Below are 21,330 nucleotides of genomic sequence, written 5' to 3' on the forward strand. Positions count from 1 at the left end.
GACTAAGCTTTCAATTAGCATGCTCTCTCTCAGAGCCCTATTACAATAGACTTTTTATTAGCTGTGGAGAGTACTTTAGCGTCCACATTTGCCAGCCTGCTTAGAGCCTCAGGACTAGGATGCCCGTAGCTGTTCTCACTTGCGAAGCTACAGATGGCAGTCTCGGGCTTAGTTACAGTCAGAAACGCCTCGGTACTTGAGCTTCTTGAGCAGTGATGACCAGCTTTCAGTAAGTCTATATCTTCTAACGAACCTTCCTCTAGCAGCTTTTTCTCGAGCTCCGCTTCAGCATCGCCAACAAACAGCAGCTTTTTTCCTGCCACTTCGAGAAGGAAAACTATTGAGTCATTATTCACATTTTTGTCTGTGGGATTCAGGCTACCTACAGATCCTTTACAATCAGATGGTCTCGCTTCAGCGGCAAATGGATGCAAGATCTGTATCACCATATCCTTATACCTGAGTTCGTGAAGGTTATTAACTGGCTTTATCTTGAGATCGAGATCTAGCAGAAGTCTGTACAAGCTAGAGTTGAAACAGACCGGATTAATCCATACTTCTCCGATCTCATACCTATCAACAATATCTAGAATTCCCGAGATGTGGTCTGCGTGTGGGTGCGAGACTATCAGTATATCGATCTTACTGTCGTCGACAGACATGTATCGCGGCAAGGCAAACGTAAGATAATCGGCTGGTCCACCATCCACCAATATATTCAGCCCTTCATACTGGATCAAAGAGGCGTCACCCTGCCCTATATCCAGGAAGATCACTCTGTTATAGCTGCTATCTGGGAGCAGATCTACGATGAGAGCACCGATCAAGAAGAGAACAGTGATGAAGTTCTTCCTAAGAGTATCCATGCTGCTTGTAATAATAACTTTTCTCAACCCCACTCTTCGGATACAGACTCACAACCAGCAGTAGCTCCAGGATGAATATTGCAGCTGCATGATATAGCCCAAAACCATCCAGTGATACCAGCACATGCTCATATTGCCCTATCCAATCCACAACCAGTTGAAAGTACTTAAGCTCAAGATAGAGCGCCAGGAATGTGAAACCGCTAATGTTCTGACTAATCATATCGCCCAGTATTGAAACAACCCCAAGAAGCAACGAGCCTTCTACCACGGGCAAAATCAAAAAGTTGCTTACGACTCCAGCAATTGAAAGCTGCCCGAAATAGTATGCCGTAATCGGAATCGTACTCAATGTACATGCCAAAGTTGGAAACAGATATGCCCCAAGCATTGCGTGAAACCGCTTGCCAATCAACTTTACCTTACCAGCACCCTCCTCCAAAATTGGAGTTATATAGATCAGACCAGCGGTTGCAGCAACAGATAGCTGAAAGCTAAGGTTGTAAAATATCTTTGGATCAAATAGCGAGAAAATAAGAGCGCTGAGTGGCAGCAGCAGATGAACTACACCTTTTCTTCCCTGCGACAAAGCCAGTAAGGCCAGCGTGCTCATAATAGCCGCACGCACGATTGATGCCGAGCCTCCAGACAAGATAACAAAGAGCCATACAGCCAGTAGCGAGAGGGCAATCCGAGCTCTCTTTGGTAGCCAGCTAGCAGTAAGTTTATGAACCGAGGCGATAAGTATGGCCACATTATAGCCTGAAGCCGCGATAATATGCGTTGTTCCCGTAACCCTTAGCCTCTCGGCAAAAACCTCGTCGAAAACACGATCTTCACCTAGAAGTATGCCGATAAGAAGCGACGCTTGAGGCTCAGGAATCTTCCTCTCTACTCGGTTTACGACCATCAGCTTGATATCGTACAGGCTATTCCTAAGCCTGCTACCACTCCTAACATTCTCGATATTTTCGCACTGGATCACGCTGCTGGAGCGGGCTATATAGAAGATTTTCTTATATCTTAGATACTTTCTATAATCAAAGTCAGAAAAGCTTTCTGGCTCAACCAGCTTGCCACTAAATCGGCATCGCTGACCTAGGCTGTAAACAGGATACCTCTCACCTTCGATCAGCAGATTAAGCTTGATAGATCTGAAATCTTTAGCTTCGTCAGTTTCACGATCAGTAATATTCAGAACTCTCATTACATAACTCACGCTTTCATGATCTAGCTCTGGCTCGCGGCTGATATAACCTTCAATCTCTACATCCTTGCCCATGTACCTCTCTCGTACAGCTGCTCGTACCGCAGCCTCATTGTGAAACCACCTGACTACTACAAAAGCTGCCAAAAGTGAGCCAAGAAGAGGAAAGAGTATAAAGCGAGGCCTCTTCATTAATAGTAGTGCCAAGCACACGACTAAAAGGCACAGCAGGCAAGCTATAGCAAAAGTAGGATTGCGCAATTCGCTCTCTACTGCGAGTATATTTACGACTATATACCCGATGCATAAAAGCAGTATTGGTGTGTCGCATATGAGCCGAGCTAGAGCCAAGAGTCTTTTCGATACTGCATCAGTCATCAGATGCAGACCAGATCTTTTATTGCGTTATACTTGCTGTCACCTATACCGTTCACGTCGAGTAGCTGCTCGATAGTTGTGAAAGGCCTTGCGTCAATTATCCTCGCTGCTGTGGCCTCGCCGATGCCTGGCAGCTCTTGCAGCTCTTCATTTGAAGCAGTATTGATATTGGTGCAATCGCCCTGACCTGGATTGCTGTTGCCTTCTTCAGGATTATCTTCACCACGACTGCTTACATCAGTCGTATCGCCATCTTCATATGCAGTCGATATTAGATCGTCATCCATAGGAACATCCTCTGCGTACTGGAATTTCTTGGCAGTACAGCTGTACTCTTCCGCGAATGGTATGTAGATCTTCTCATTCGCGCGGAGCTGGCGTGCATAGTTAATATATTTCGACACATACTGGAAAGCGTAAACATCATAGTTAATATCTCCAGCTCGAAGTATTGCGTTCACTACCATTTCGCCCTTATCAAGGCAGTAGACACCCGGAGCCATTACTGCACCTGCTACATCAACACATACCTTCACACTATCCGATACCTCGACAGTATCATCCATTGTCGAGCCAGCACTTTCCGATAAATCCGTCAAAGTTAGCTGCTCTTCGCTAGGAGGATCACTCGATGGAATATCTCGATAACTTATAATATGCGGCTGCGAGAAAAATCCTAATGCGAAGCCCACCAGCAAGCCAACAACAACCCCCACTAGCACTCCTTGCCTCTGGCTAAATATGAATTTATGGGCGGTGAGAAAAAAGTGTTTATGATCCATACCAAGATCATAAACGGAGAACATGAAAATTTGCTAAAAAGTGGAAGATCTCCCTAATCAGAAAGAGAATTAGTTCTCTACAATCTCGATATCGTTGATGATTATAGGGTTGAGGGGGCGATACTCGCTGTTACCTTGGTATACAGTTTGAGATTCAATCTTATCAACAATTGTGAAACCGCCTGTCACAAAGCCGAATATTGTGTACTTGCCGTCGAGAGTATTGCTATCAAACTCGCGGCTTGTGATAAAGAACTGTGAGCCATGAGCATCATTAGCACCGCTACCTTCGGACATCGCTATCACAAAAGGCTCAAATTTCAATGTAGGGTCACTCTCTAAGCTAAGCTCGTATCCAGGACCACCTGTACCATCACCTTTCGGATCGCCACCCTGAATTATGAATCCTTCTATCACCCTATGGAATGAAGTGCCATCATAGAAATTTTCCTGCGCCAGGAAGACAAAGTTATTGACCGCCTCTGGAGCCTCGTCCTGATAAAGATCCAACTCAATACTGCCCATGTTGGTGCTGATTCGTGCAGAATAATCTGAGCCACGATTTATAACTGTAGGGGGAGGATTGTTATATGCGTTATTTTTGCCGTTGCTGACAGGCTCTGGTAGATCGCCGCTATTATTTCCGCCATTGTTATTATTTCCAACAGGATTTAGCGGTCCGGTAGCAGACCCGTTCAAATCCCAAAAGTTAAACACGTTCTGGCTGGTGGCACTTGCGATAAGCATTGAGAGAATAACAACCGCCCCCATCGATAGGAACAGCTTCTGGTTATCTTTAAATACTCCTTTTGCGTCTACTTTCATGCCTTTATTATACACGAGACAGTTTATAGGTCTACAGGAATCCAACCCACTTTCGCCCTATGAGTCGCGCCTACCCATGAAACTCCGAAATGATCCCGAGAAACAGATGAGTACATTTTTGCAATTAAGCCACGACCATGCTGATACAATTGCAAACTTATCAACACCACCCAAGGCCAGAGAATTCTGATCAAATTTCCCAGAACCCCCGACCAAATATTCTCTAGGACAGAATAACGTTGGCAATTTTGCCTGGCACGTAGATAAACTTCTTTACATTCTCTTTGCTAACATATGTAGAAAGTCTTGCATCGGCAAGGATCTTTGCTTGCACCTCTTCTTGGCTTGCACCAGCGTCTACTTCTACTGTACCGCGAGTCTTACCGTTGACCTGCACTGGGATGCTAATAGTCTGCTCCTTAATAAGCTCCTTATCATATCCCGGCCACGCCTGCAGATGGACGCTGTTCTCAGCCTTCCACTCAGTGAAGCTATTGATCTCCTGCCACAGCTCTTCTGCTGTAAACACGGCAAATGGAGCAACTATCTTCAAGAAATCTTTCCATACTTCGACTGGGATCGCTTCGGCCTTCTTCATTTCGCGCACTGCGATCATGAACTCGCTCACCATTGTGTTCATCTTGAACTCCTCTGCCATCTCTGTGGTGCGCTTAATTGCCTTGTGAATGACCCGTCTCAGGCCCAGGTCATCAGCACCCTCCTGAACCTTCTCTCGCAGCTTGTAGATGTCTTGAATCAGCTTGTAGCACCTCTGTAGGCTGCTCTCGTTATATGGGAAGGTGCCGTTGTACGGTCCGATGAAAGTAATATACATTCTTACCGCGTCTGTGCCATACTTTTCGAGGACTTCCTGCGGTTCGATAACATTGCCACGTGACTTAGACATCCTGTAACCGTCTGGTCCAAGCAGTGTCCCTCCATTCATCCTCCAGGCATACGGCTCAGATGTAGGCACAACTCCGTTATCGTACAAGAATTTATGCCAGAACCTCGAATAGAGCAGATGCAATGTTGTATGCTCGCTACCACCGAAGTAGTAATCAACAGGGAGCCAGTAGGTCATCTTGTCCATATCTGCAATTGCCTTCTCATTGTGCGGATCAATATAACGCAGGTAGTACCAGCATGAGCCTGCCCAGTTAGGCATCGTATTTGTCTCGCGCTTTGCGGGCTTCCCCTCAGAGTCAACCGTATTCACCCACTCCTCATTGCGGGCCAATGGTGAGGTGCCATCATCAGAAGGTGTGTAATCAGGCACCTCAGGGAGGTTCAGAGGAAGATTCTTGTCCACCGAGCTAGCATCTGTCGTGTCTGCTATAGCTTCTATACCACCGTTCTCTTTATGGATCAGAGGTATTGGCTCTCCCCAATATCTTTGGCGTGAGAATAACCAGTCTCGCAAGCTGTAAGTAACCTTCTTCTCAGCCCAACCCTTCTCGATATAATACTCAGAGATCTTCTCCTTAGCAGCCATGATCTCCAATCCGTCTAGGAAGCCTGAGTTGACCATATGTCCTTCCTCTTCCTGCACCTGCTCTGGCTTGGTGATCTCAGACTCGTCTCCATCAACACCCACCACCACCCTCAAGATCGGGATATCAAATGCTTTGGCAAACTCGAAGTCTCGCATATCGTGACCCGGCACTCCTACAACTGCGCCGGTACCGAAATGCCCAAGCACGAAGTCTGATACATAGACCGGGAGCTCTGTATCATTTACTCGGTTCAGCACTTTGAATCCGGTAAATACACCTGTCTTCTTCTTGGTCTCGGCCATACGCTCAAGGTCGGTCTTGTTTGTGGCTTTCTTCACATATGCTGCCACTGCCTTATATGTTTTCTCATCAACCTCGATCTTCTTCGAGATGATATCTTGTACGAACTGATGCTCAGGAGCTAGTACTACGAATGTAGCACCAAAATTCGTATCTGGGCGAGTTGTGAAGCATGTAATATCTACTCCCTCTACACCCACTACAGGATAGTTAATATTGATACCCTCTTTGCGGCCGATCCAGTTTGTCTGAGCAGCAATAATTGATTCTGGGAACTCGATCTCAGTGATCTTCTTGCCGTCGAGATCTTTAATGTCGCCTCTCAATCCATCGATCAGCTTGTCTGCATATGCTGGGATCTTCAGCACCCACTGCCTTACCATTTTGCGTTCCACCGAACTGCCATCGCGCTCTGCTACCAGATTACCATCTGCATCCTTGACCACCTCTTCCTCTGCCAACACAGTCTTCATCTTCTCACTCCACCACACCGGTTCCTCACGTAATTCCGCCAATCCAGCCTCATAGAATTTCAGGAAGATCCACTGTGTCCACTTGAAATACTCTGGATCGGTGCTATTTACCTCCCTATCCCAATCAATTGCATAGCCCATATCTTGCATCGATTTCTTGTAGAAGACCTTTAGCTCATCTACCTGCTTCGATGGATGATTACCTGTCTTAATTGCATAGTTCTCCGCCGGCAATCCAAATGCATCCCAGCCCATCGGGAACATCACATTATATCCACGCATTCGTAGGTATCGTGAGAAGATCTCAGGCAGCGTGTAGCGCATCATATGCCCAACATGCATGCTCTTACCCGACGGGTAAGGGAATTCGGCTAGCACATACTTTTTGGGCTTATCTGAGAAATCCTCTGCTCGATAGATATTGTCTTCGAACCATTTCTCCTTCCAGTTCCCCTCTATTTTCTTGAAATCATATTTTGTCATTTATATCGGTTGATAATTTAGTGTAGATCGAATTGGTCTATATGAGTGAATTATACCGTCTAACAGCCAATTCTGTAATAGGTTGTGGAAAGAAAATTACATCCCCGAAGGGAGGAATACTATCGCGAGGAGTTGTGTGCGATATTTAGTCACCATTTATGGATTTTACTTGATAATGCAATTGGGTTCAATCATGCCTCTCCTGTAGGTAGCTGGTATTGCTCTGCAATCCAGCAAAGCTCCCCTGCCACCTCCTGTCTGCGAATGTTGATGTACCGTTGGTATGTTGGCTGGTTAAAGGATGTAAGAAAAAAATTGAGTGACTCTCTATTGCCGTCCCAACAAAACCTTAATGACCTGCTCCATTGCAAATCAGTCAGCATAATGGCAGTATGCGACAAGCTAACTACTTCTAAGTCATCAATATAATTCAGAATCGCTATTAGTGCAGCAGCTACAGGATGTTGGCTTATATTAACGTTTTCAAATGTTTCGCCAAACCGAATGGTAGCAGCTTCTTGTGCAAGTTGGTAAACTGCATTAACCAGCTCGCCCTTTTCTGGATCACGGTACCTCGTACTCCATACCTCATGGAGCGTTGTGAACCCTCCCAAAGGCCCACCCTGAACTATATCCGTCATACAATTATCTCCAAGAACTTATCCACAGCATAATTATATCATCCTATAGGCCAGTGTGCTATGCGACTATACAAACAAGTCTTGCTGAGATAAGCCTTTCTGGTATAATTTCGTGCAAGCAGTGTCACAAAGAGTTTGCGCTGGAAGAGTATTAAGTATCTTCCCCCCACATCTTAGGTGTTAAAATTTTCGGACGTGTTAGCGAGTAAAATTTTAACACCTAAGATGTGGGCCTGTAGTTCAGTTGGCTAGAACGTTTCGATGGCATCGAAAAGGTCGTGAGTTCAAGTCTCACCAGGTCCAGGTTTTCCATGTGTATTCCGACTCACTGCCCTGCTTCGCAGAGCTCTAACGTTCGTCGAAATACACATGGAAAACTGCTGAATAGCATCACCCAAAGGGAAATTGCTACGTCATGCTATTAATCTATTGAATCAAAATGCCCACGCAGAGGATTGTACTACCCATCTACTAAGATTGTGTGAGTTGCTGAACGTTAAAGAGCTGCCGTAGGACAGCTCAGTGAAGCAACTCACACAAGATTAGTATCCGCAAAGGCCATTAATCATATATGCGCCAGGGTGATATGCAGTCCATGTACCAGTCTTTACCAAGACGAAGTGTACGTGAACACCATAGGCTGTACCGCTTCGACCCATCTGGCCTAAAGCCTCGCCTGTTGAAACACGCTGACCATTGGTTACATAGATCTGATTCAAGTGGCCATAGATTGATGTGAGGCCGTTACCATGGTCTACCATTACGGTCCAGGCTAGACCTGTACCACCAACCTCTACTCCAGGTGCTGGACAGTAGCCTGATTGGCAGCCTGCAAAAGTAACCACACCGTCAGCAGAAGCAACAATGTCAGGCTTGAAGTTTACATTTCGGCTCGCGATATCGATCGCCCTATGCCATCCAGAGTAACACTGGGACAGGTAGCCTGCTCCATTTGCTACTGGCCATCCAAGGAATCGGCCAACACCTAGATTAGGGTTTGAGTAGCCCGGAGCTGCGGTTGGAGATGCTACGACACCAGTGTATGTGGCTGGACGCCTAGTTGCGATAATTACTGGCTGTGGTGCTTTACCATCAGGTAGGAATAGATCTTCTCCTGCCTCAATATTGTAATTACCATTTTCATCTGGGTCGAGCCAGTTCCATTCAACGATCAGCTGAGGCTGTGTCTGATACTTCTCGGCAAGCGATGCTACTGTATCACCCGATTTAACCTTCACATATACACCGTCTTGGCGTGGAATGACCAGCTTCTGCCCCGGCTTCAGCACATTAGCAGAAGTCAATTCATTCGCCCACATTATTGTATCCACATTGATACCGTGATCTGTAGCAATTGAGCTTAGGGTGTCTCCACCCTTGACAATATATTCAATATTGTCGGTTCTCGCGATTTCTTGGGAGACAGATGTCTTTGTAGATGAGTTCTGCACCAAGACGTCAGTCGCATGGGCAATATTTGCTTGAGGTGTAAGTGCCTGGAACTCTTTTGGCAATGCACCCTGCTTATAGACGCCGGACACAAGTATCATCACGATGAAAGACAGCACTCAGGAACTGAATAGTAAATTTGAAAAGGTTTCCTCTACCCCAGAACATCTTTCCGAATCAAGAATCGCTTTGATGATTCAAATTGATTGGTGAGTACCTCTACAAATACTGTAGAAAGGACAAAGAAAAGACGCGTTCGGGATCCAAGATACTGTGCCGTGTCTACAAAGAATTGTACTGGCCAAAAGTCGTACCCAATCTTGCGAGCAAATCGCTTAAAGAGCATTCTCGCTACTAATAATCGCAATTTCCGGAGTATCATCGGCATAAGAGCCGATTTCTTTAATAAAGAGGTTACCATCACTCCTGCCGCTTACCTCGGTGGATGCTAAGTCCTCCTCTCTCACTTATTTGTCTGAAGTTCAATCCTTGGATGAACTTGTTGTTTTTTGGGGGCTTGCTAGAGCTAGTTTCCCCGGGTGTTTCCATTACAAGAGGTAATTATAGCAAAGAGAAAATTTATATCAAACTTTTCTTTACCTACTATAGGCTAATATTTATACCCTCGATACTAAGCTTCGTGAAGAGTCGCAAGAAACTCCTTGTTGTTCTTTGTTTTCTTCATTCGGTTGATAAGCACCTCTGTAGGCTCGTCATTATTCTCTAGGACCTCCAGCATCCTTCTAATTCTCCATGCCTGGTTGAGCACCTCTTTATCGAGAAGAAGCTCTTCATTTCGTGTACCTGAAGCAGTCACATCAATCGCAGGGTAGATTCTCTTCTGCTGCAAGTGCCTGTCTAGGTGCAATTCCATGTTTCCAGTACCCTTGAACTCCTCATATACCAGGTCGTCCATTCGGCTACCTGTATCAACAAGTGCGGTTGCGACGATCGTGAGGCTCCCGCCATTTTCAAAGTTTCGGGCTGCACCGAAGAATCGCTTTGGAGGGTATAGGGCTACTGGGTCGAAACCACCTGAAAGAGTCCTACCCGATGTTGGCATAGTGATGTTGTAAGCACGAGCGAGACGCGTGATGCTGTCCATCAAGATGATCACATCGTGGCCCCACTCTACCATTCGCTTTGCCTTATCAAGAGCCATCTCTGCGATTTTGCAGTTATGCTCAGGCAGCTCGTCGAAGTTTGATGCGTATACTTCACCCTTAACACTGCGCTCCATGTCGGTCACCTCTTCAGGTCTCTCACCTACGAGGACAACCATAAGCTTGGCTTCTGGGTGGTTCTCGGAAATTCCGTGCGCAATTTCCTTCAACAGTGTAGTCTTACCCGCCTTAGGAGGAGCAACAATCATGGATCGCTGTCCAAAACCGATAGGTGCGAGCAGGTCAATAATCCTCGTGGAGATCACGGTTGCATCTGTCTCAAGCTTGATCTGCTGTTGAGGAAATACTGGAGTCATCTTATTGAATGCAGGCCTACTTACAGCCTCTGCAGCTGGATGACCACCAACTGTATCAACTCGCAACAAGCTGAGATACTTCTCCTTATCCTTTGGTAGTCTAGCCGGACCGCCAACAATATCACCCTCTTTTAGGTTGAATTTCTTGATCTGGGAGCCGGAAATATATACATCGTTCTCACCCGGGAGCACACCATCTGTGCGCAATACACCGTGTGTTCCATCCTTCATCACCTCGAGGATACCCTCGACGGCGATAAACCCTTCCTTATCAGTAGACACCTTAAGAATCTCAATTATCAGATCTCGCTTATTTAATTCCATAAACTCCTGCATATTTAGCTTTTTAGCCATATTGCGAAGCTCGGAAAGCGGCTTCTGATCGAGTTCTTTAATGTTCATTGATAAGGAATTGGAAAAAATTATATTACGATAAAAATTTGGGGAATCTCTCTAAGTGACAATGCTTTTAGGTGAAAAAGTGATGATTGATTAATGGATTATATACATCTGAAAATCACAAGTCAAACTAGGAAATTTGGGATCGGCACTGCCCCGACCGACCCCAATAACTTTGTACACTTCTGTATACAGAGTGATCAGGTTACATCATTTCGGAGCTCAGAGAGCTGCATAGATGTATCTAAAAGGGGAACTTCCTACTCCGAGGGCTCAGTACGAAGGGACTCTTCAACCAAACCCTGGGAGTAAGAAGCTTCACATAAGTCCACTATTCCTATCTAAAAATATGAATATGAACCTATTTCAATGATCTTGTACATTATACCTATAATATTACCATGTGTCAACCCTATATCATTTAGTCGGTTGTACACACCCTTACATTCACTATACATACAGCATATTTAACGCAGGTCGTCTACAGATGTTACGATTTACACAATGCATAGATATTATTACAAGAATTGTGGATAATTAAACAAGGCATGTATCCAGACATTGAAAAAGCCCTCTCCTCTACACCACCTTGGATATACTTTTTACAGCTGTAACTTTCACCTTCGAGCTCGCCTTACCAGACTGAGGAGTTACAATTTTCTTATACCCCAACCTCCCAGCCTCTTTCATGACAGCATCCAAACCTAAGAATCCAGAGATCCTGCCAGTCAGCCCAACCTCACCTACATAGAGAGAGTATGGATCGGACTTAGAGTTTATCGCAGATGACTTGATCGCAGCACATACAGCAAGGTCTACCGAGGGCGACTCTGCTTTAATACCACCAGCCACATTTACAAACACATCTTTATCCCCCAGGAATACACCCGTATGCCTTGTAAGCACCGCGCACAACATCTCTAAACGCTGCCTGCTAATGCCGGTTGCCACTCGCCTGAGCGGACCAGCAGTAGCACCACGCTCTACCACTAGCGCCTGTATTTCAACAAATACTACTCTGGAGCCATTTACCAGTGCACTTAGACAAGATCCAGGCGATAGATCGGTGCCCTCGATAAACACACTTGATGGGTCCATGACCTCCATTAGACCACCCGACTCCATCTCAAACACACCTACTTCAAATGTTGATCCATACCTATTTTTGAGTCCTTTGAGCATGCGATAGTAGCCATCTCCCTGCCCCTCCATATATAAGACGCAGTCTACTGTATGCTCCAAGATCTTCGGGCCGGCTACACCACCCTCTTTATTGATCTGCCCAACTATGACAAGAGGGATAGAGAGCCGCTTTGCCACCTCTGTTAGCCCAACTCCGCACAATCTTACCTGTGCAATGCTGCCTGGGTAGCTGGTAGATCGCTCACTTACAATCGCCTGAATTGAGTCAACAACAACAAAATCAGGCTTCTCGCTCTCGATTGCGGCGACAATTGATTCAAGATTTACCTCAGAACTCACAAGAAGGTTGGCTGAGATAGATTTTGAGCCACCGATGCGCTCGACTCGCGACATAAATTGACTCACCGACTCCTCGGCAGTGACATAAAGCACAGTGTTGGACTTGGCTATTTTCACAACCGACTGGAGCAGGAGCGTTGACTTGCCGATCCCAGGCTCACCACTTAAGATTACCACCTCACCTGGGACATACCCTCCACCAAGTACACGGTCAAACTCATCAAATCCAGAGCTTAATCGCTTCTGTGAGAGCTCAACTTTCTCCTTGTTGGCATAGATACTTTTTAGGCTTTGAACATCGGCAGCGCCTCTTGAGACTCCGGTCAGTCCAGCTTTCTTAGCAGTAACTTCCTCGAACTCTTCATAGCTTCCCCACTCGCCACAAGCCGAGCATCGCCCTTCCCATTTGAGTGAGATATTGTCACAATTGACACACTTATACTTCATTGAGTCACAGTCTGTTCACTAACTTATCGCAATTTCACCATTCTTCAGGACGACCGAAAGCCTTTTCGCCTTCTCTCCGTTTACTTTCTTTGACTTGCCATTCCTACTGTCCAGCAGGTAATCTGCTAGTGCACTCTCAACCTTATCCTGGAGCACACGCCTCAAATTTCGCGCACCATACTCCTCGCTAAACCCATCCTCTACGATCTTATTTACTACGTCTTTATCCAATGATAGCGAGATCTTCTTAGACCTTAGACGACCATTTAGCTCATCAACGAGCAGCGATACAATCATCCTTGCATCTTTCCTGGTCAGTGATCTGAAGATCACTATGTCATCAAGCCTATTGAGCAACTCTGGACGGAGTGTATCTTTCAACTCTTTCTCCAGATCATCGCGCATGCTCTCAAAAGCCGCCTCTATCTCTGAATCTGAACGCTGATTCTTCTCTAGATTTGCGGCGAAGCCAAGCACCTTATCCTTTCGGATCTCCTCAGCTCCAATATTAGAGGTTAGAATTACAACCGTATTCTTAAAATCAACCTTATGCCCCTTACCATCCGTCAGGTGGCCATACTCCATGATCTGCAAGAGGATATTTAGCACATCAGGATGAGCTTTCTCTATCTCATCGAACAGTATTACCGAGTGAGGTCGCTTCCGAATCTTCTCGGTGAGCTGACCACCCTCTCGATATCCGACATAGCCTGGTGGCGAGCCGATCAATTTAGAGATGCTGTGCATCTCCATAAGCTCGCTCATATCGATCTGGATTAATCTATCCTCATCACCAAAAAGCAGCTCGGTAAGCACTTTTGCCAGCTCTGTCTTGCCCACACCTGTCGGCCCCAGGAATAGCAATGATGCCCACGGCCTATCGGATGCTGAAATGCCCGTACGGGCACGCTTGATAGCAGAAGCAACCGCGTTAACAGCCTCTTCCTGGCCTACAACTTTGGTCCCCAATCGCTCGTTAAGCTTCTTCAAGATATCGGTCTCCTCTGTGCTGATCGTGGTTACAGGGATACCTGTCCACTTCGAGATTGTCTCCTGGATAGCGTCGACGTCTACCTTATATTTCGATGTGTATTTGCTGCGGGTTCGTTTCTTCTTTACCTGGTCCATCTGATCTTGGATCGCCCTCTCCCTTTGCTGCATCTTCTTGGCTGTCTCCATATCACCCTCAAATACAGCCTTCTCTTTGCCACGCAGTGCTGCCTGGTACTCACCCATCAGGTCGGCTAGATCTTTATATTTCACCTCCAACTGCAATCTTCGTGACGCCGCCGCTTCGTCCATAAGGTCGATAGCCTTATCTGGCAGGAATCGGTCACTCACATATCGATCTGATAGCCTCACCGAGGCCTCGATCGCCTCTTCGCTAATATTCACATTGTGGTGCTTCTCTAATATAGGCTCAACCCTATGCATAATCTCAATGCTCTCCTCGATCGAAGGCTCCTCGATAAATATCGGCTGGAATCTCCTCACCAGAGCATTATCCTCTTCAAAATATCTCGAGAACTCTACCGTAGTCGTCGCACCGATCACCCTGAAATCATCTCTCACCAGCGCCGGCTTCAGCACAGCAGCTATATCCATCCCACCGCCAGGGAAGTTTGTCCCCAGGATATTATGGATCTCGTCGATAAAGAGAATGACATCTTTCGATTCGGCTACCTCGCTGATGATGGCCAACACCTTCTCCTCAACATCACCGCGCAGTTTGCTGCCTGCCAGCAGCGCTGATACATCAAGCGAGATCAGTCGTGTGTTCATTAATGAGTTTGGCACTGTGCCAGCAGCGATCAGCTGGGCTAGCCCCTCGATTATTGCTGTCTTGCCTACTCCAGGGTCTCCAATTATTACAGGGTTATTCTTACGACGACGGCTCAATACATTTATTATCTGCTCCAGCTCATCTTCTCTTCCTACCAGCGGGTCAAACACTCCATCTCTTGCGAGCTCGACTAGATCCTGACCAAGCAGTCCTAGCTGGCTCTCTTCGCCGTCCATGTCGTCCTGGAGCTCTGGCTTAGCCAGTATGCCGATCGGGTATGTAGCGAAGTTAGAGAGGTTCTCCTTGAAGAACTTGTAGGTCAGCCCTGCATCCTCTAGCTCTTGGGTTATCTTAAGATCTGTCTGGCGGAGAATGGCTAGAAGGATATGCTCGGTACCTACATACACGTGAGAAGAGCTGCTTGCTATTGAGTAAGCGACTCGGATTACATCCTTTGATTCTTTCGATAGCAGGATATCTTTTGTATTTTTCTCAAATTTCGCGCGGTCAAACGCCAATAGAGTTGTGCCAGCGAGCTTCTGCAATGTCTGAGTTGTGTCTACCCCCATCGCTGTGAGGGCTTTAGAGCCTATCGATTCCTTATTGAGCAGTATGCCCAGGAATAGGTGCAGAGGAGTCACCTCTTTGTCGAAGAGTGTAGTCGCGATATCAGAAGCGAACCGGATTGATATCCGGGCGTTCTCGCTCAGCTTGCTGAAATAGTTTTGCTTCTTGCTTTTATTCATATATTGATCAATGACCCCAGTATCAAGGATTATACTTTCAATCTAGCTCAATGGATAGTCCTTAATTCGCCTAGAAAGTATAGCGGTACTTTCTTTAAATCTAAATTAACCCCCGCTAACTTATAGTGAGTTCCTCACTATAAGTTAGCGGGGGTTTTCGCTTTGATCGAACCTTCTATTAGTCTGAAGGGTTCTCCTCTTTCAAAGCCTCTTCTACTTTCTCTGCCAATTCTGCAGAGTCTACTGTCTCTGAGCTTGTATCATCTGAAGAGATCTTAGACTTCTTAGTCTCGCTGTCCCACTTCAGGCTCAAGCCCAAGTGTCGCTCGGTTGATGAGATCGAAAGGATCTTCACCTTTACCTTGTCTCCCTGGGATACGATATCTCGTGGATCTCGAACAAGCTTGTCTGACATCTCTGAGATATGCACAAGTCCGTTCAAGCCTTCGTCAATTCTTACGAATGCACCGAAGTCCACAACCTTCTGTACCTCACCGTCGACAACATCGCCAACCTTATATTTAGCAATAAGCTCTGACCATGGATCTGTGAGCAATCTCTTGACGCTGTAGGCTACTCGCTTACCACCATCTGTGATGCCGATAACCATAACCTGAACAGTGTCACCCACTTTATATAGGCTTTCGATATTCTCAACCTTGTCCCATGATAGCTCTGAGAGGTGTACAAGTCCCTCGAGTCCCTGAGCATTAACGAAGATACCGAATGGTGTAATACCGCTAACTTCTCCCTTGAGTACATCACCCTCTTTGACAGACTTAAGAGTCTTCTCTCGTCTCTCGAGGTCTCTCTCCTGGGTAACCATCTTCTCTGAGAGGATAATCCTATTCTTCTCGCGGTCGAGCTCAATAATTCTTGTCTTGATAGTCTCACCAACCAGACTGGTTAGCTTCTTCTGTACCTTAGCAGAGATATCCTTACCAACCTGTCGAACACCATTTACATACACTCGCTGCGCATCAAGCTGTGATGTAGGGATAAAGCCTCGTACATCGCCCTTAAGCTGCACGATAACACCACCGTTGTTTGACTCTACAACTGTAGCCTCAACAACATCGTTATTTGTCTTAGCCTCTTCAAGCTCTAGCCAGACACCTGCCTGCTGTGTCCTGCGCACTGAGAGAATCAGCTGACCCTCTTCGTCCTCTGGACGTACAACATAAACTAAAAGTGTGTCGCCTTCCTTCAAGCTGTTGACGTCGATCATATCCGACTTCAGCTCTCGCCCAGCAACAATTCCCTCTGACTTGTAGCCAACATCTACGATGATAGCTCCAGGCCTGATATCGACCACCGTGCCCTCAACAATCTCACCTGAGGTGAGGCGCTTTGGCTGGTTTGAGTCGTCTGCAATGAATTGATCCAATTGTGAATACAACTGGTCCGCGTTTGTTTTTGCCATAGTAATTCATAGCCTCGGATTTACTGGCTCCACAGTACCGGTAATTCCATATGTTAATTGCCTGTGGATTTATGGGGCGATTATAGCACGGGAGCTGGGTTTTGGGGAAGGTGGTTAAGGCTGCGCTGAGGTCAGTCATTACCTAACTCTGCAATGTCAGAAAAGCCTGACTCTCATCAAGTGGGTAGCCTGCCAGATTGAGTAGCCTCATTAAATTTTCATCTGTGCTATCTGCTTCAAATGATAGTTTTTCATAGCCGGCATTCATCATTGCACTCATTGCGTACTCAACATATGTTTGAGACTGTTCCGTTGTAGCGGGCGCTAGCCAGAAGTCGAGTAGGAACAGCTCCCCGTCTCCATCGCTCTCTTCCAATATTATGTATCCTATAATTTTACCTTCCAACTTGAAACAGAGCGAAAGCTGCTTATTTATCGCTTCGCTGGACATATCTCTATCCCAATACTCTTTGTAAATTGACCCAACTACTGGGTTGTGAGGGTGACAATCAGCATATTTCTGCAAAGCTAGATCAGAAAGCTCCGCTGCCGCCGCTTTATCAAGAGCTTCGAGCTTAGTCGCCACAACCCTCTCTGGAAGCGACACATCCTTCGTTACAAAGCTGTAGTGAAGTCCTACTGTGCCTTCATACGTTTTCATCACCACCTTGAAGCCGTTATCGCTTAAGAAATTAAGATACTGCTCATGCGATACGTCATGCCCTGCCTGAAGCGGTAAAGACCTTTCATGCGATATCTCGAAGGCTTTGTTAAGTATAGGCTCAAGCTGGTTAGTGCTACCACTGTCAAAAAGAAGCATATTGAAATAGAGAACTTTATCGTGAACTGCCCTACTCCAGAGCGTTAATATTCCTACTTCTTGCTGTTCTTGTGTACATCGGAACGCTTTGTGGAATGTTGTTGATTCTGGAGATGGCATTCTTTGATAGAAGGATCTCTCCTCACCAAAGGCATTAGCAAGTTTGGTGTCGATTTCTGAGTATTGGCTTTGGTTGATTTCGTGGTATTCCATGGTTCTATTTCGATTATAGCATCAGCTGTGAAAGCCCAGGTCAATCGGGCTAGTAATATAACGGCGTTACCTGATGTTAGTAAGCGCGTATTTATGAGTGTCTGTTCTTTGAAAAAGAAAATAGGAGATAAAAATGAAGCAAAGACTAGTTGTTATATTCGTAGCACTGCTGGCAGCATCGGGTTTAGGTTTCGGGCTGCAAAATGCTGTAAAGGCTCAGCAATCTGAACAAGCTGATCCCTATCCTGATTGCGTACCAGGCTTCAATATGAATCTTGAGGCTAGCGATAGCAATCCCGAAGTTTTGGAATGGGTGACATTTACAGCAACTCTTACCAACGAAACGGGATTAACGCAGGAGCACTTGCAGTTTGTGGTGGGCTTTGGCCAGGCAGTATGGATAGTTGGCAGCGCCGACTTCCTTGAGCCTGGTGAAACCATCACGGGTACAACCCAAATGCGTGGCGGACTAACTGGACCAATGTTCAACGAAACTGGCGTTATACTCTTTGATGCTGAAGGCGAAGTTCTCTGCATAACACGCGGTCAGGGCGTTGATATTTTCGTTGGACACAGAAATTTCTTGCCATTAATTAGCAAAAGTTAACACTTTATAAATCAACCAAGAACAGACAAAATGAAATTAGGGGTAACCCACTCGATTGCCTCGACAGCATCTCGGGTTACCCCTAATCTTCAATTATACACAGAATCTCCTATATTCCCCTCTACGACAACTTAATCATGACATAAGGCTCGACACACATTAACTCGATACCTTCAATAACCCAGCCTATAACATCGCAAAAGTGTTATAATAGATTATGCTACAAGTGCCTAACGAATCAGAACAACAACCGGCTGCTTTAACCTGGGACCAGGTGCTTCAGGGCGTTCCGGAGGAAAAAATCTCTCCAGAACAAGCAAGAGCTGAGATTGGAAACAGATTGATTCCAATTCTCCTCGAAACTGAAATCCCTGACAAATTTGCGATTGAGAGAGTAACAAGCGTTGATAATAGTACTGTTAACACAAAACTAAGATATCTTTACACCATAGAAGCGCTAAGGGATCATCTATTTCCAGCCTTCCTAACCGCAGAGCATCCTATACGAACCGACGAGAATGGCAGTATTGTTGAACAACCTAAGGAGGAGATTGAGATCGCTCCATGGGTAAATATGGTTCACGCATGGACCAAGCTCCTTAACCTCGCAAACGGTCTACACTATTACCAATACCACAAAGACGACCCCTCTATTTCCAACTTCCTTCTATATGCGGTTGAAGATCTGCATGGATTCACAACAATGGGATCACTGAAAGAGCGACTTGCGAGACCTAACTCTTACTACGAAAACCAAGATGGATATTATCCAGAAAATGCATGGAGAGAGTCAAGAGTTGCTGGAGTCAACTCTTTGCGTCACGTTAATCTACCTGAAATGCTCTACATCCTAGACACATTTAGAGCTGCTTTCGCCAGACAAGCACCCAACGAATAGACAGTTCACTTACCCGCACACCAACTACACCATCCCCTCTCCTTAAAAATACACTTCGACACTTCCGGCTTCACCCGAGCCTTACAATAATATCTACCATATAGTACGAAAAGCGTATTCACCCTATGCCAATCCGCGCGGTCATACAGCCGCTGCAGATCATACGCAATGTCTCCAGGCTTCTTCTTATTGGTGAGTCCAAGCCGCTGAGAGACCCGCATAATATGAGTATCCGCCCCTATCCCCTGGTTGCTCTCGTACAGATCGTTGAGGAAGACATTTGCAGTTTTGTTTCCAACACCTGGCAGCTTCACCAGCTCCTCGACTTTATCTGGCACTTCACCACAGAAATCCTCGTCGATCATTCTAGCGGTCTCTATTATATGCTTTGCCTTATTGTTTTTATAATTTGCACCGTGGATTAGCTTCTGTACTGTGGCCAGGCGTGCTTTTTTCAAAGCTGGCGGGTCAGGATATTTAGCAAACAAGCCCGAAGTGACCCTGTTCACCTGTGCATCTGTGGTTTGAGCTGATAGAATGATGCATATCAAGAATTGGAAGGGTGTGTCCCAGTTGGATAGCTCTGACTTGGCACCGGGGAAAAGCTCTTCGATTTCTTGGAGAATTATGTTGGCCCGCTCTTTTTTGGTCATACATGATTATATATTAATAGGGATCACATGGGGAACAGAAGTATTAACCTTACAAGCAAAAATTTAGGAGTAACCGATATGACTACTCAGAGTAGATCCCGACGGCGCAAAAACGCTACGTTAGTTATCATAGCCGCAATAATATTCATCCTGGTAGATGCGCTGTTTATCTACAACACCTTCTACCCCGAGAGCAGCGATCGTTTCTATGACTCACTCCGCTCCTCCTTAAGCCCGAAGGATCGCTCGGGCGATAAAGAAGCTGAGCAAGAAGATGATAATGATCAGCCTATAGAACCGATAAAGCAAAATATTACCTACAACGAGGTACCAGTTACTCCTGATGGTCACTTCTTCGAGAAGACTCCCACTATAGGTGGTCAGGCAGCATATATCGCACACCCCATAGAGATCGATCCAGAAGATCCTCCCACTATTATTGTATACAGTCACGGCTCGATTACCTTAATTACCAACGATTTTTCCGATGAATTTATGCTAGAAATGCGCTCATATGGCGATTTCTTTACTAAGCAAAACTATATCTTCGCAGCGTCTAACGAGCACGGCGAGAACTGGGGAAGTGCCCAGTCAGTAGAGGATATCCGGGCAATGGTCGAGTGGATACAGTCAAGATATGAGACAGAACCAAAAGTTTACCTTACCGGGCATAGCATGGGTGGACTCCCAACATTTGAGTATGCCTTTGCTTATCCTGACACAGTGGCCAAGATCGGATTGCTCGCCCCCACTACTCGCCCAAGTGTATGGACAGCTGAAGAAATGCAGTCCCTAAACGATAAACCTGTGAAGATCTGGCACGGTGAAGCCGATGTAAATGTTGGCTCATTCCTCAGTAGTAACTTCAAAACTGCTGCAGATGCACATGGAAATAACATTGATCTGGTGCTACTTCCTGGGGTAGACCATTGGGGTGTAGACACCGAGCTCATGGACGAGCTACTACTATTCTTTAACGAGTAAACCACGGAGTAATTTCACAATTGTTTCATTAAAACAAAACCCCGCTAACTTATAGTGAGATGCTCACTATAAGTTAGCGGGGTTTTTAGTTGTCAAAAAGTCCTGGCAACGACCTATCTTCCCGGGACCTTTCGGACCAAGTATTTTCGGCGCTAAAGCGTTTTACTTCTGAGTTCGGGATGGAATCAGGTAGTGCCGCTCCGCTACAATCGCCAGGCCACATAGAACAAGTTTATTACACGCGGGATTATAAAAACCCCTTACGTACAACAGAAAAATTTGTATACATTTCACAAATTCTCCGAGGTCGCATGTTTCACTACGCTTGGCGTAGTTCCACGATACGAGCACTTGCACTATTTGGCCTGACAGCCACTAAATAAATAGTGACTCTCAGGACTTTTAATTCGAAAGAGCTATGTACTTCGGTTGGACTGCTTGCGCAGTCCGACCTCCGTACTAGTGCGTATCCCCTTGCGGGGTTACACACTAAAA

The 21,330-nt window shown here is 45.9% G+C and carries 17 protein-coding genes, 1 tRNA gene and 1 rRNA gene; 4 read left to right on the top strand and 15 right to left on the bottom strand.

Annotation, left to right across the window (positions count from 1 at the left end; genetic code table 11):
- Positions 1–29: 29 nt before the first annotated feature.
- The 6 genes from QY318_01565 to QY318_01590 all read right to left on the bottom strand — a co-directional run bounded on the left by QY318_01565 (position 30) and on the right by QY318_01590 (position 7,451).
- Complete coding sequence (locus QY318_01565; GenBank protein WKZ31438.1) at positions 30–866, bottom strand: MBL fold metallo-hydrolase; 837 nt, start codon at positions 864–866, stop codon at positions 30–32.
- Positions 853–2,451, bottom strand: coding sequence for a ComEC/Rec2 family competence protein (locus tag QY318_01570; protein ID WKZ31439.1), 1,599 nt, complete (start codon positions 2,449–2,451; stop codon positions 853–855). The genes QY318_01565 and QY318_01570 overlap by 14 nt, the downstream gene beginning before the upstream one ends.
- Positions 2,451–3,257: a ComEA family DNA-binding protein gene (locus QY318_01575; GenBank protein ID WKZ31440.1), complete on the bottom strand. Its 807-nt coding sequence runs from the start codon at positions 3,255–3,257 to the stop codon at positions 2,451–2,453. The genes QY318_01570 and QY318_01575 overlap by 1 nt, the downstream gene beginning before the upstream one ends.
- 45 nt (positions 3,258–3,302) lie before the next feature.
- The gene (locus QY318_01580; protein ID WKZ31441.1) at positions 3,303–4,058 is read right to left on the bottom strand and encodes a peptidylprolyl isomerase; all 756 of its coding nucleotides are present in this window, start codon (positions 4,056–4,058) and stop codon (positions 3,303–3,305) included.
- A gap of 223 nt (positions 4,059–4,281) precedes the next feature.
- Positions 4,282–6,810 carry a leucine--tRNA ligase gene (gene leuS, locus QY318_01585; GenBank protein WKZ31442.1) on the bottom strand — a complete coding sequence of 843 codons (2,529 nt, stop codon included), beginning with the start codon at positions 6,808–6,810 and terminating at the stop codon, positions 4,282–4,284.
- 191 nt (positions 6,811–7,001) lie between these two features.
- Positions 7,002–7,451 carry a hypothetical protein gene (locus QY318_01590; protein ID WKZ31443.1) on the bottom strand — a complete coding sequence of 150 codons (450 nt, stop codon included), beginning with the start codon at positions 7,449–7,451 and terminating at the stop codon, positions 7,002–7,004.
- A gap of 229 nt (positions 7,452–7,680) precedes the next feature.
- Between QY318_01590 and QY318_01595 the strand changes: the two genes are divergently transcribed.
- Positions 7,681–7,754, top strand: a tRNA-Ala gene (locus QY318_01595).
- Positions 7,755–7,993: 239 nt separating this feature from the next.
- On the opposite strand, the gene QY318_01600 is transcribed toward QY318_01595, so the two are convergent.
- The 7 genes from QY318_01600 to QY318_01630 all read right to left on the bottom strand — a co-directional run bounded on the left by QY318_01600 (position 7,994) and on the right by QY318_01630 (position 17,693).
- Positions 7,994–9,001 (bottom strand): M23 family metallopeptidase, encoded by a 1,008-nt coding sequence (locus QY318_01600; GenBank protein ID WKZ31444.1) that lies wholly within the window; start codon positions 8,999–9,001, stop codon positions 7,994–7,996.
- Between the two features lie 234 nt (positions 9,002–9,235).
- Entirely contained in the window at positions 9,236–9,367 is a 132-nt protein-coding gene (locus tag QY318_01605) for a hypothetical protein (protein WKZ31445.1), read from the bottom strand.
- Positions 9,368–9,531: 164 nt separating this feature from the next.
- Positions 9,532–10,782, bottom strand: coding sequence for a transcription termination factor Rho (gene rho, locus QY318_01610; GenBank protein WKZ31446.1), 1,251 nt, complete (start codon positions 10,780–10,782; stop codon positions 9,532–9,534).
- Between the two features lie 576 nt (positions 10,783–11,358).
- A complete protein-coding gene (radA, locus tag QY318_01615) occupies positions 11,359–12,708 on the bottom strand; it encodes a DNA repair protein RadA (protein ID WKZ31447.1) in 1,350 nt (449 codons plus the stop codon).
- Positions 12,709–12,726: 18 nt separating this feature from the next.
- The gene (locus QY318_01620; GenBank protein ID WKZ31448.1) at positions 12,727–15,237 is read right to left on the bottom strand and encodes an ATP-dependent Clp protease ATP-binding subunit; all 2,511 of its coding nucleotides are present in this window, start codon (positions 15,235–15,237) and stop codon (positions 12,727–12,729) included.
- Between the two features lie 178 nt (positions 15,238–15,415).
- Positions 15,416–16,660: a S1 RNA-binding domain-containing protein gene (locus tag QY318_01625; protein WKZ31449.1), complete on the bottom strand. Its 1,245-nt coding sequence runs from the start codon at positions 16,658–16,660 to the stop codon at positions 15,416–15,418.
- Between the two features lie 142 nt (positions 16,661–16,802).
- Entirely contained in the window at positions 16,803–17,693 is an 891-nt protein-coding gene (locus QY318_01630) for a hypothetical protein (GenBank protein ID WKZ31450.1), read from the bottom strand.
- A 133-nt stretch (positions 17,694–17,826) separates the two neighbouring features.
- On the opposite strand from QY318_01630, the gene QY318_01635 reads away from it, so the two are divergent.
- Together QY318_01635 and QY318_01640 are read left to right on the top strand one after the other, a co-directional pair.
- Positions 17,827–18,300 carry a hypothetical protein gene (locus QY318_01635; GenBank protein WKZ31451.1) on the top strand — a complete coding sequence of 158 codons (474 nt, stop codon included), beginning with the start codon at positions 17,827–17,829 and terminating at the stop codon, positions 18,298–18,300.
- 226 nt (positions 18,301–18,526) lie between these two features.
- Positions 18,527–19,198: a hypothetical protein gene (locus QY318_01640; protein WKZ31452.1), complete on the top strand. Its 672-nt coding sequence runs from the start codon at positions 18,527–18,529 to the stop codon at positions 19,196–19,198.
- Between the two features lie 5 nt (positions 19,199–19,203).
- Here QY318_01640 and nth read toward each other — a convergent pair whose 3' ends face one another.
- On the bottom strand, positions 19,204–19,851 hold the full coding sequence (gene nth, locus QY318_01645; protein ID WKZ31453.1) for an endonuclease III: 648 nt from the start codon (positions 19,849–19,851) through the stop codon (positions 19,204–19,206).
- A 27-nt stretch (positions 19,852–19,878) separates the two neighbouring features.
- On the opposite strand from nth, the gene QY318_01650 reads away from it, so the two are divergent.
- The gene (locus QY318_01650) at positions 19,879–20,835 is read left to right on the top strand and encodes an alpha/beta fold hydrolase (GenBank protein ID WKZ31454.1); all 957 of its coding nucleotides are present in this window, start codon (positions 19,879–19,881) and stop codon (positions 20,833–20,835) included.
- A 100-nt stretch (positions 20,836–20,935) separates the two neighbouring features.
- On the opposite strand, the gene rrf is transcribed toward QY318_01650, so the two are convergent.
- Positions 20,936–21,052, bottom strand: a 5S ribosomal RNA gene (gene rrf, locus QY318_01655).
- Positions 21,053–21,330 lie beyond the last annotated feature (278 nt).

Source organism: Candidatus Dojkabacteria bacterium (assembly GCA_030583845.1).
GTDB lineage: Bacteria > Patescibacteriota > Dojkabacteria > SC72 > JAHDCA01.

What these genes read in the sequence shown, in the direction of transcription:
- QY318_01565 (WKZ31438.1), bottom strand. Translation starts at nt 866, where the DNA reads ATGGATACTCTTAGGAAGAACTTCATCACTGTTCTCTTCTTGATCGGT.
- QY318_01570 (WKZ31439.1), bottom strand. Translation starts at nt 2,451, where the DNA reads ATGACTGATGCAGTATCGAAAAGACTCTTGGCTCTAGCTCGGCTCATA.
- QY318_01575 (WKZ31440.1), bottom strand. Translation starts at nt 3,257, where the DNA reads ATGTTCTCCGTTTATGATCTTGGTATGGATCATAAACACTTTTTTCTC.
- QY318_01580 (WKZ31441.1), bottom strand. Translation starts at nt 4,058, where the DNA reads ATGAAAGTAGACGCAAAAGGAGTATTTAAAGATAACCAGAAGCTGTTC.
- leuS (WKZ31442.1), bottom strand. Translation starts at nt 6,810, where the DNA reads ATGACAAAATATGATTTCAAGAAAATAGAGGGGAACTGGAAGGAGAAA.
- QY318_01590 (WKZ31443.1), bottom strand. Translation starts at nt 7,451, where the DNA reads ATGACGGATATAGTTCAGGGTGGGCCTTTGGGAGGGTTCACAACGCTC.
- QY318_01600 (WKZ31444.1), bottom strand. Translation starts at nt 9,001, where the DNA reads ATGATACTTGTGTCCGGCGTCTATAAGCAGGGTGCATTGCCAAAAGAG.
- rho (WKZ31446.1), bottom strand. Translation starts at nt 10,782, where the DNA reads ATGAACATTAAAGAACTCGATCAGAAGCCGCTTTCCGAGCTTCGCAAT.
- radA (WKZ31447.1), bottom strand. Translation starts at nt 12,708, where the DNA reads ATGAAGTATAAGTGTGTCAATTGTGACAATATCTCACTCAAATGGGAA.
- QY318_01620 (WKZ31448.1), bottom strand. Translation starts at nt 15,237, where the DNA reads ATGAATAAAAGCAAGAAGCAAAACTATTTCAGCAAGCTGAGCGAGAAC.
- QY318_01625 (WKZ31449.1), bottom strand. Translation starts at nt 16,660, where the DNA reads ATGGCAAAAACAAACGCGGACCAGTTGTATTCACAATTGGATCAATTC.
- QY318_01630 (WKZ31450.1), bottom strand. Translation starts at nt 17,693, where the DNA reads ATGGAATACCACGAAATCAACCAAAGCCAATACTCAGAAATCGACACC.
- QY318_01635 (WKZ31451.1), top strand. Translation starts at nt 17,827, where the DNA reads ATGAAGCAAAGACTAGTTGTTATATTCGTAGCACTGCTGGCAGCATCG.
- nth (WKZ31453.1), bottom strand. Translation starts at nt 19,851, where the DNA reads ATGACCAAAAAAGAGCGGGCCAACATAATTCTCCAAGAAATCGAAGAG.
- QY318_01650 (WKZ31454.1), top strand. Translation starts at nt 19,879, where the DNA reads ATGGGGAACAGAAGTATTAACCTTACAAGCAAAAATTTAGGAGTAACC.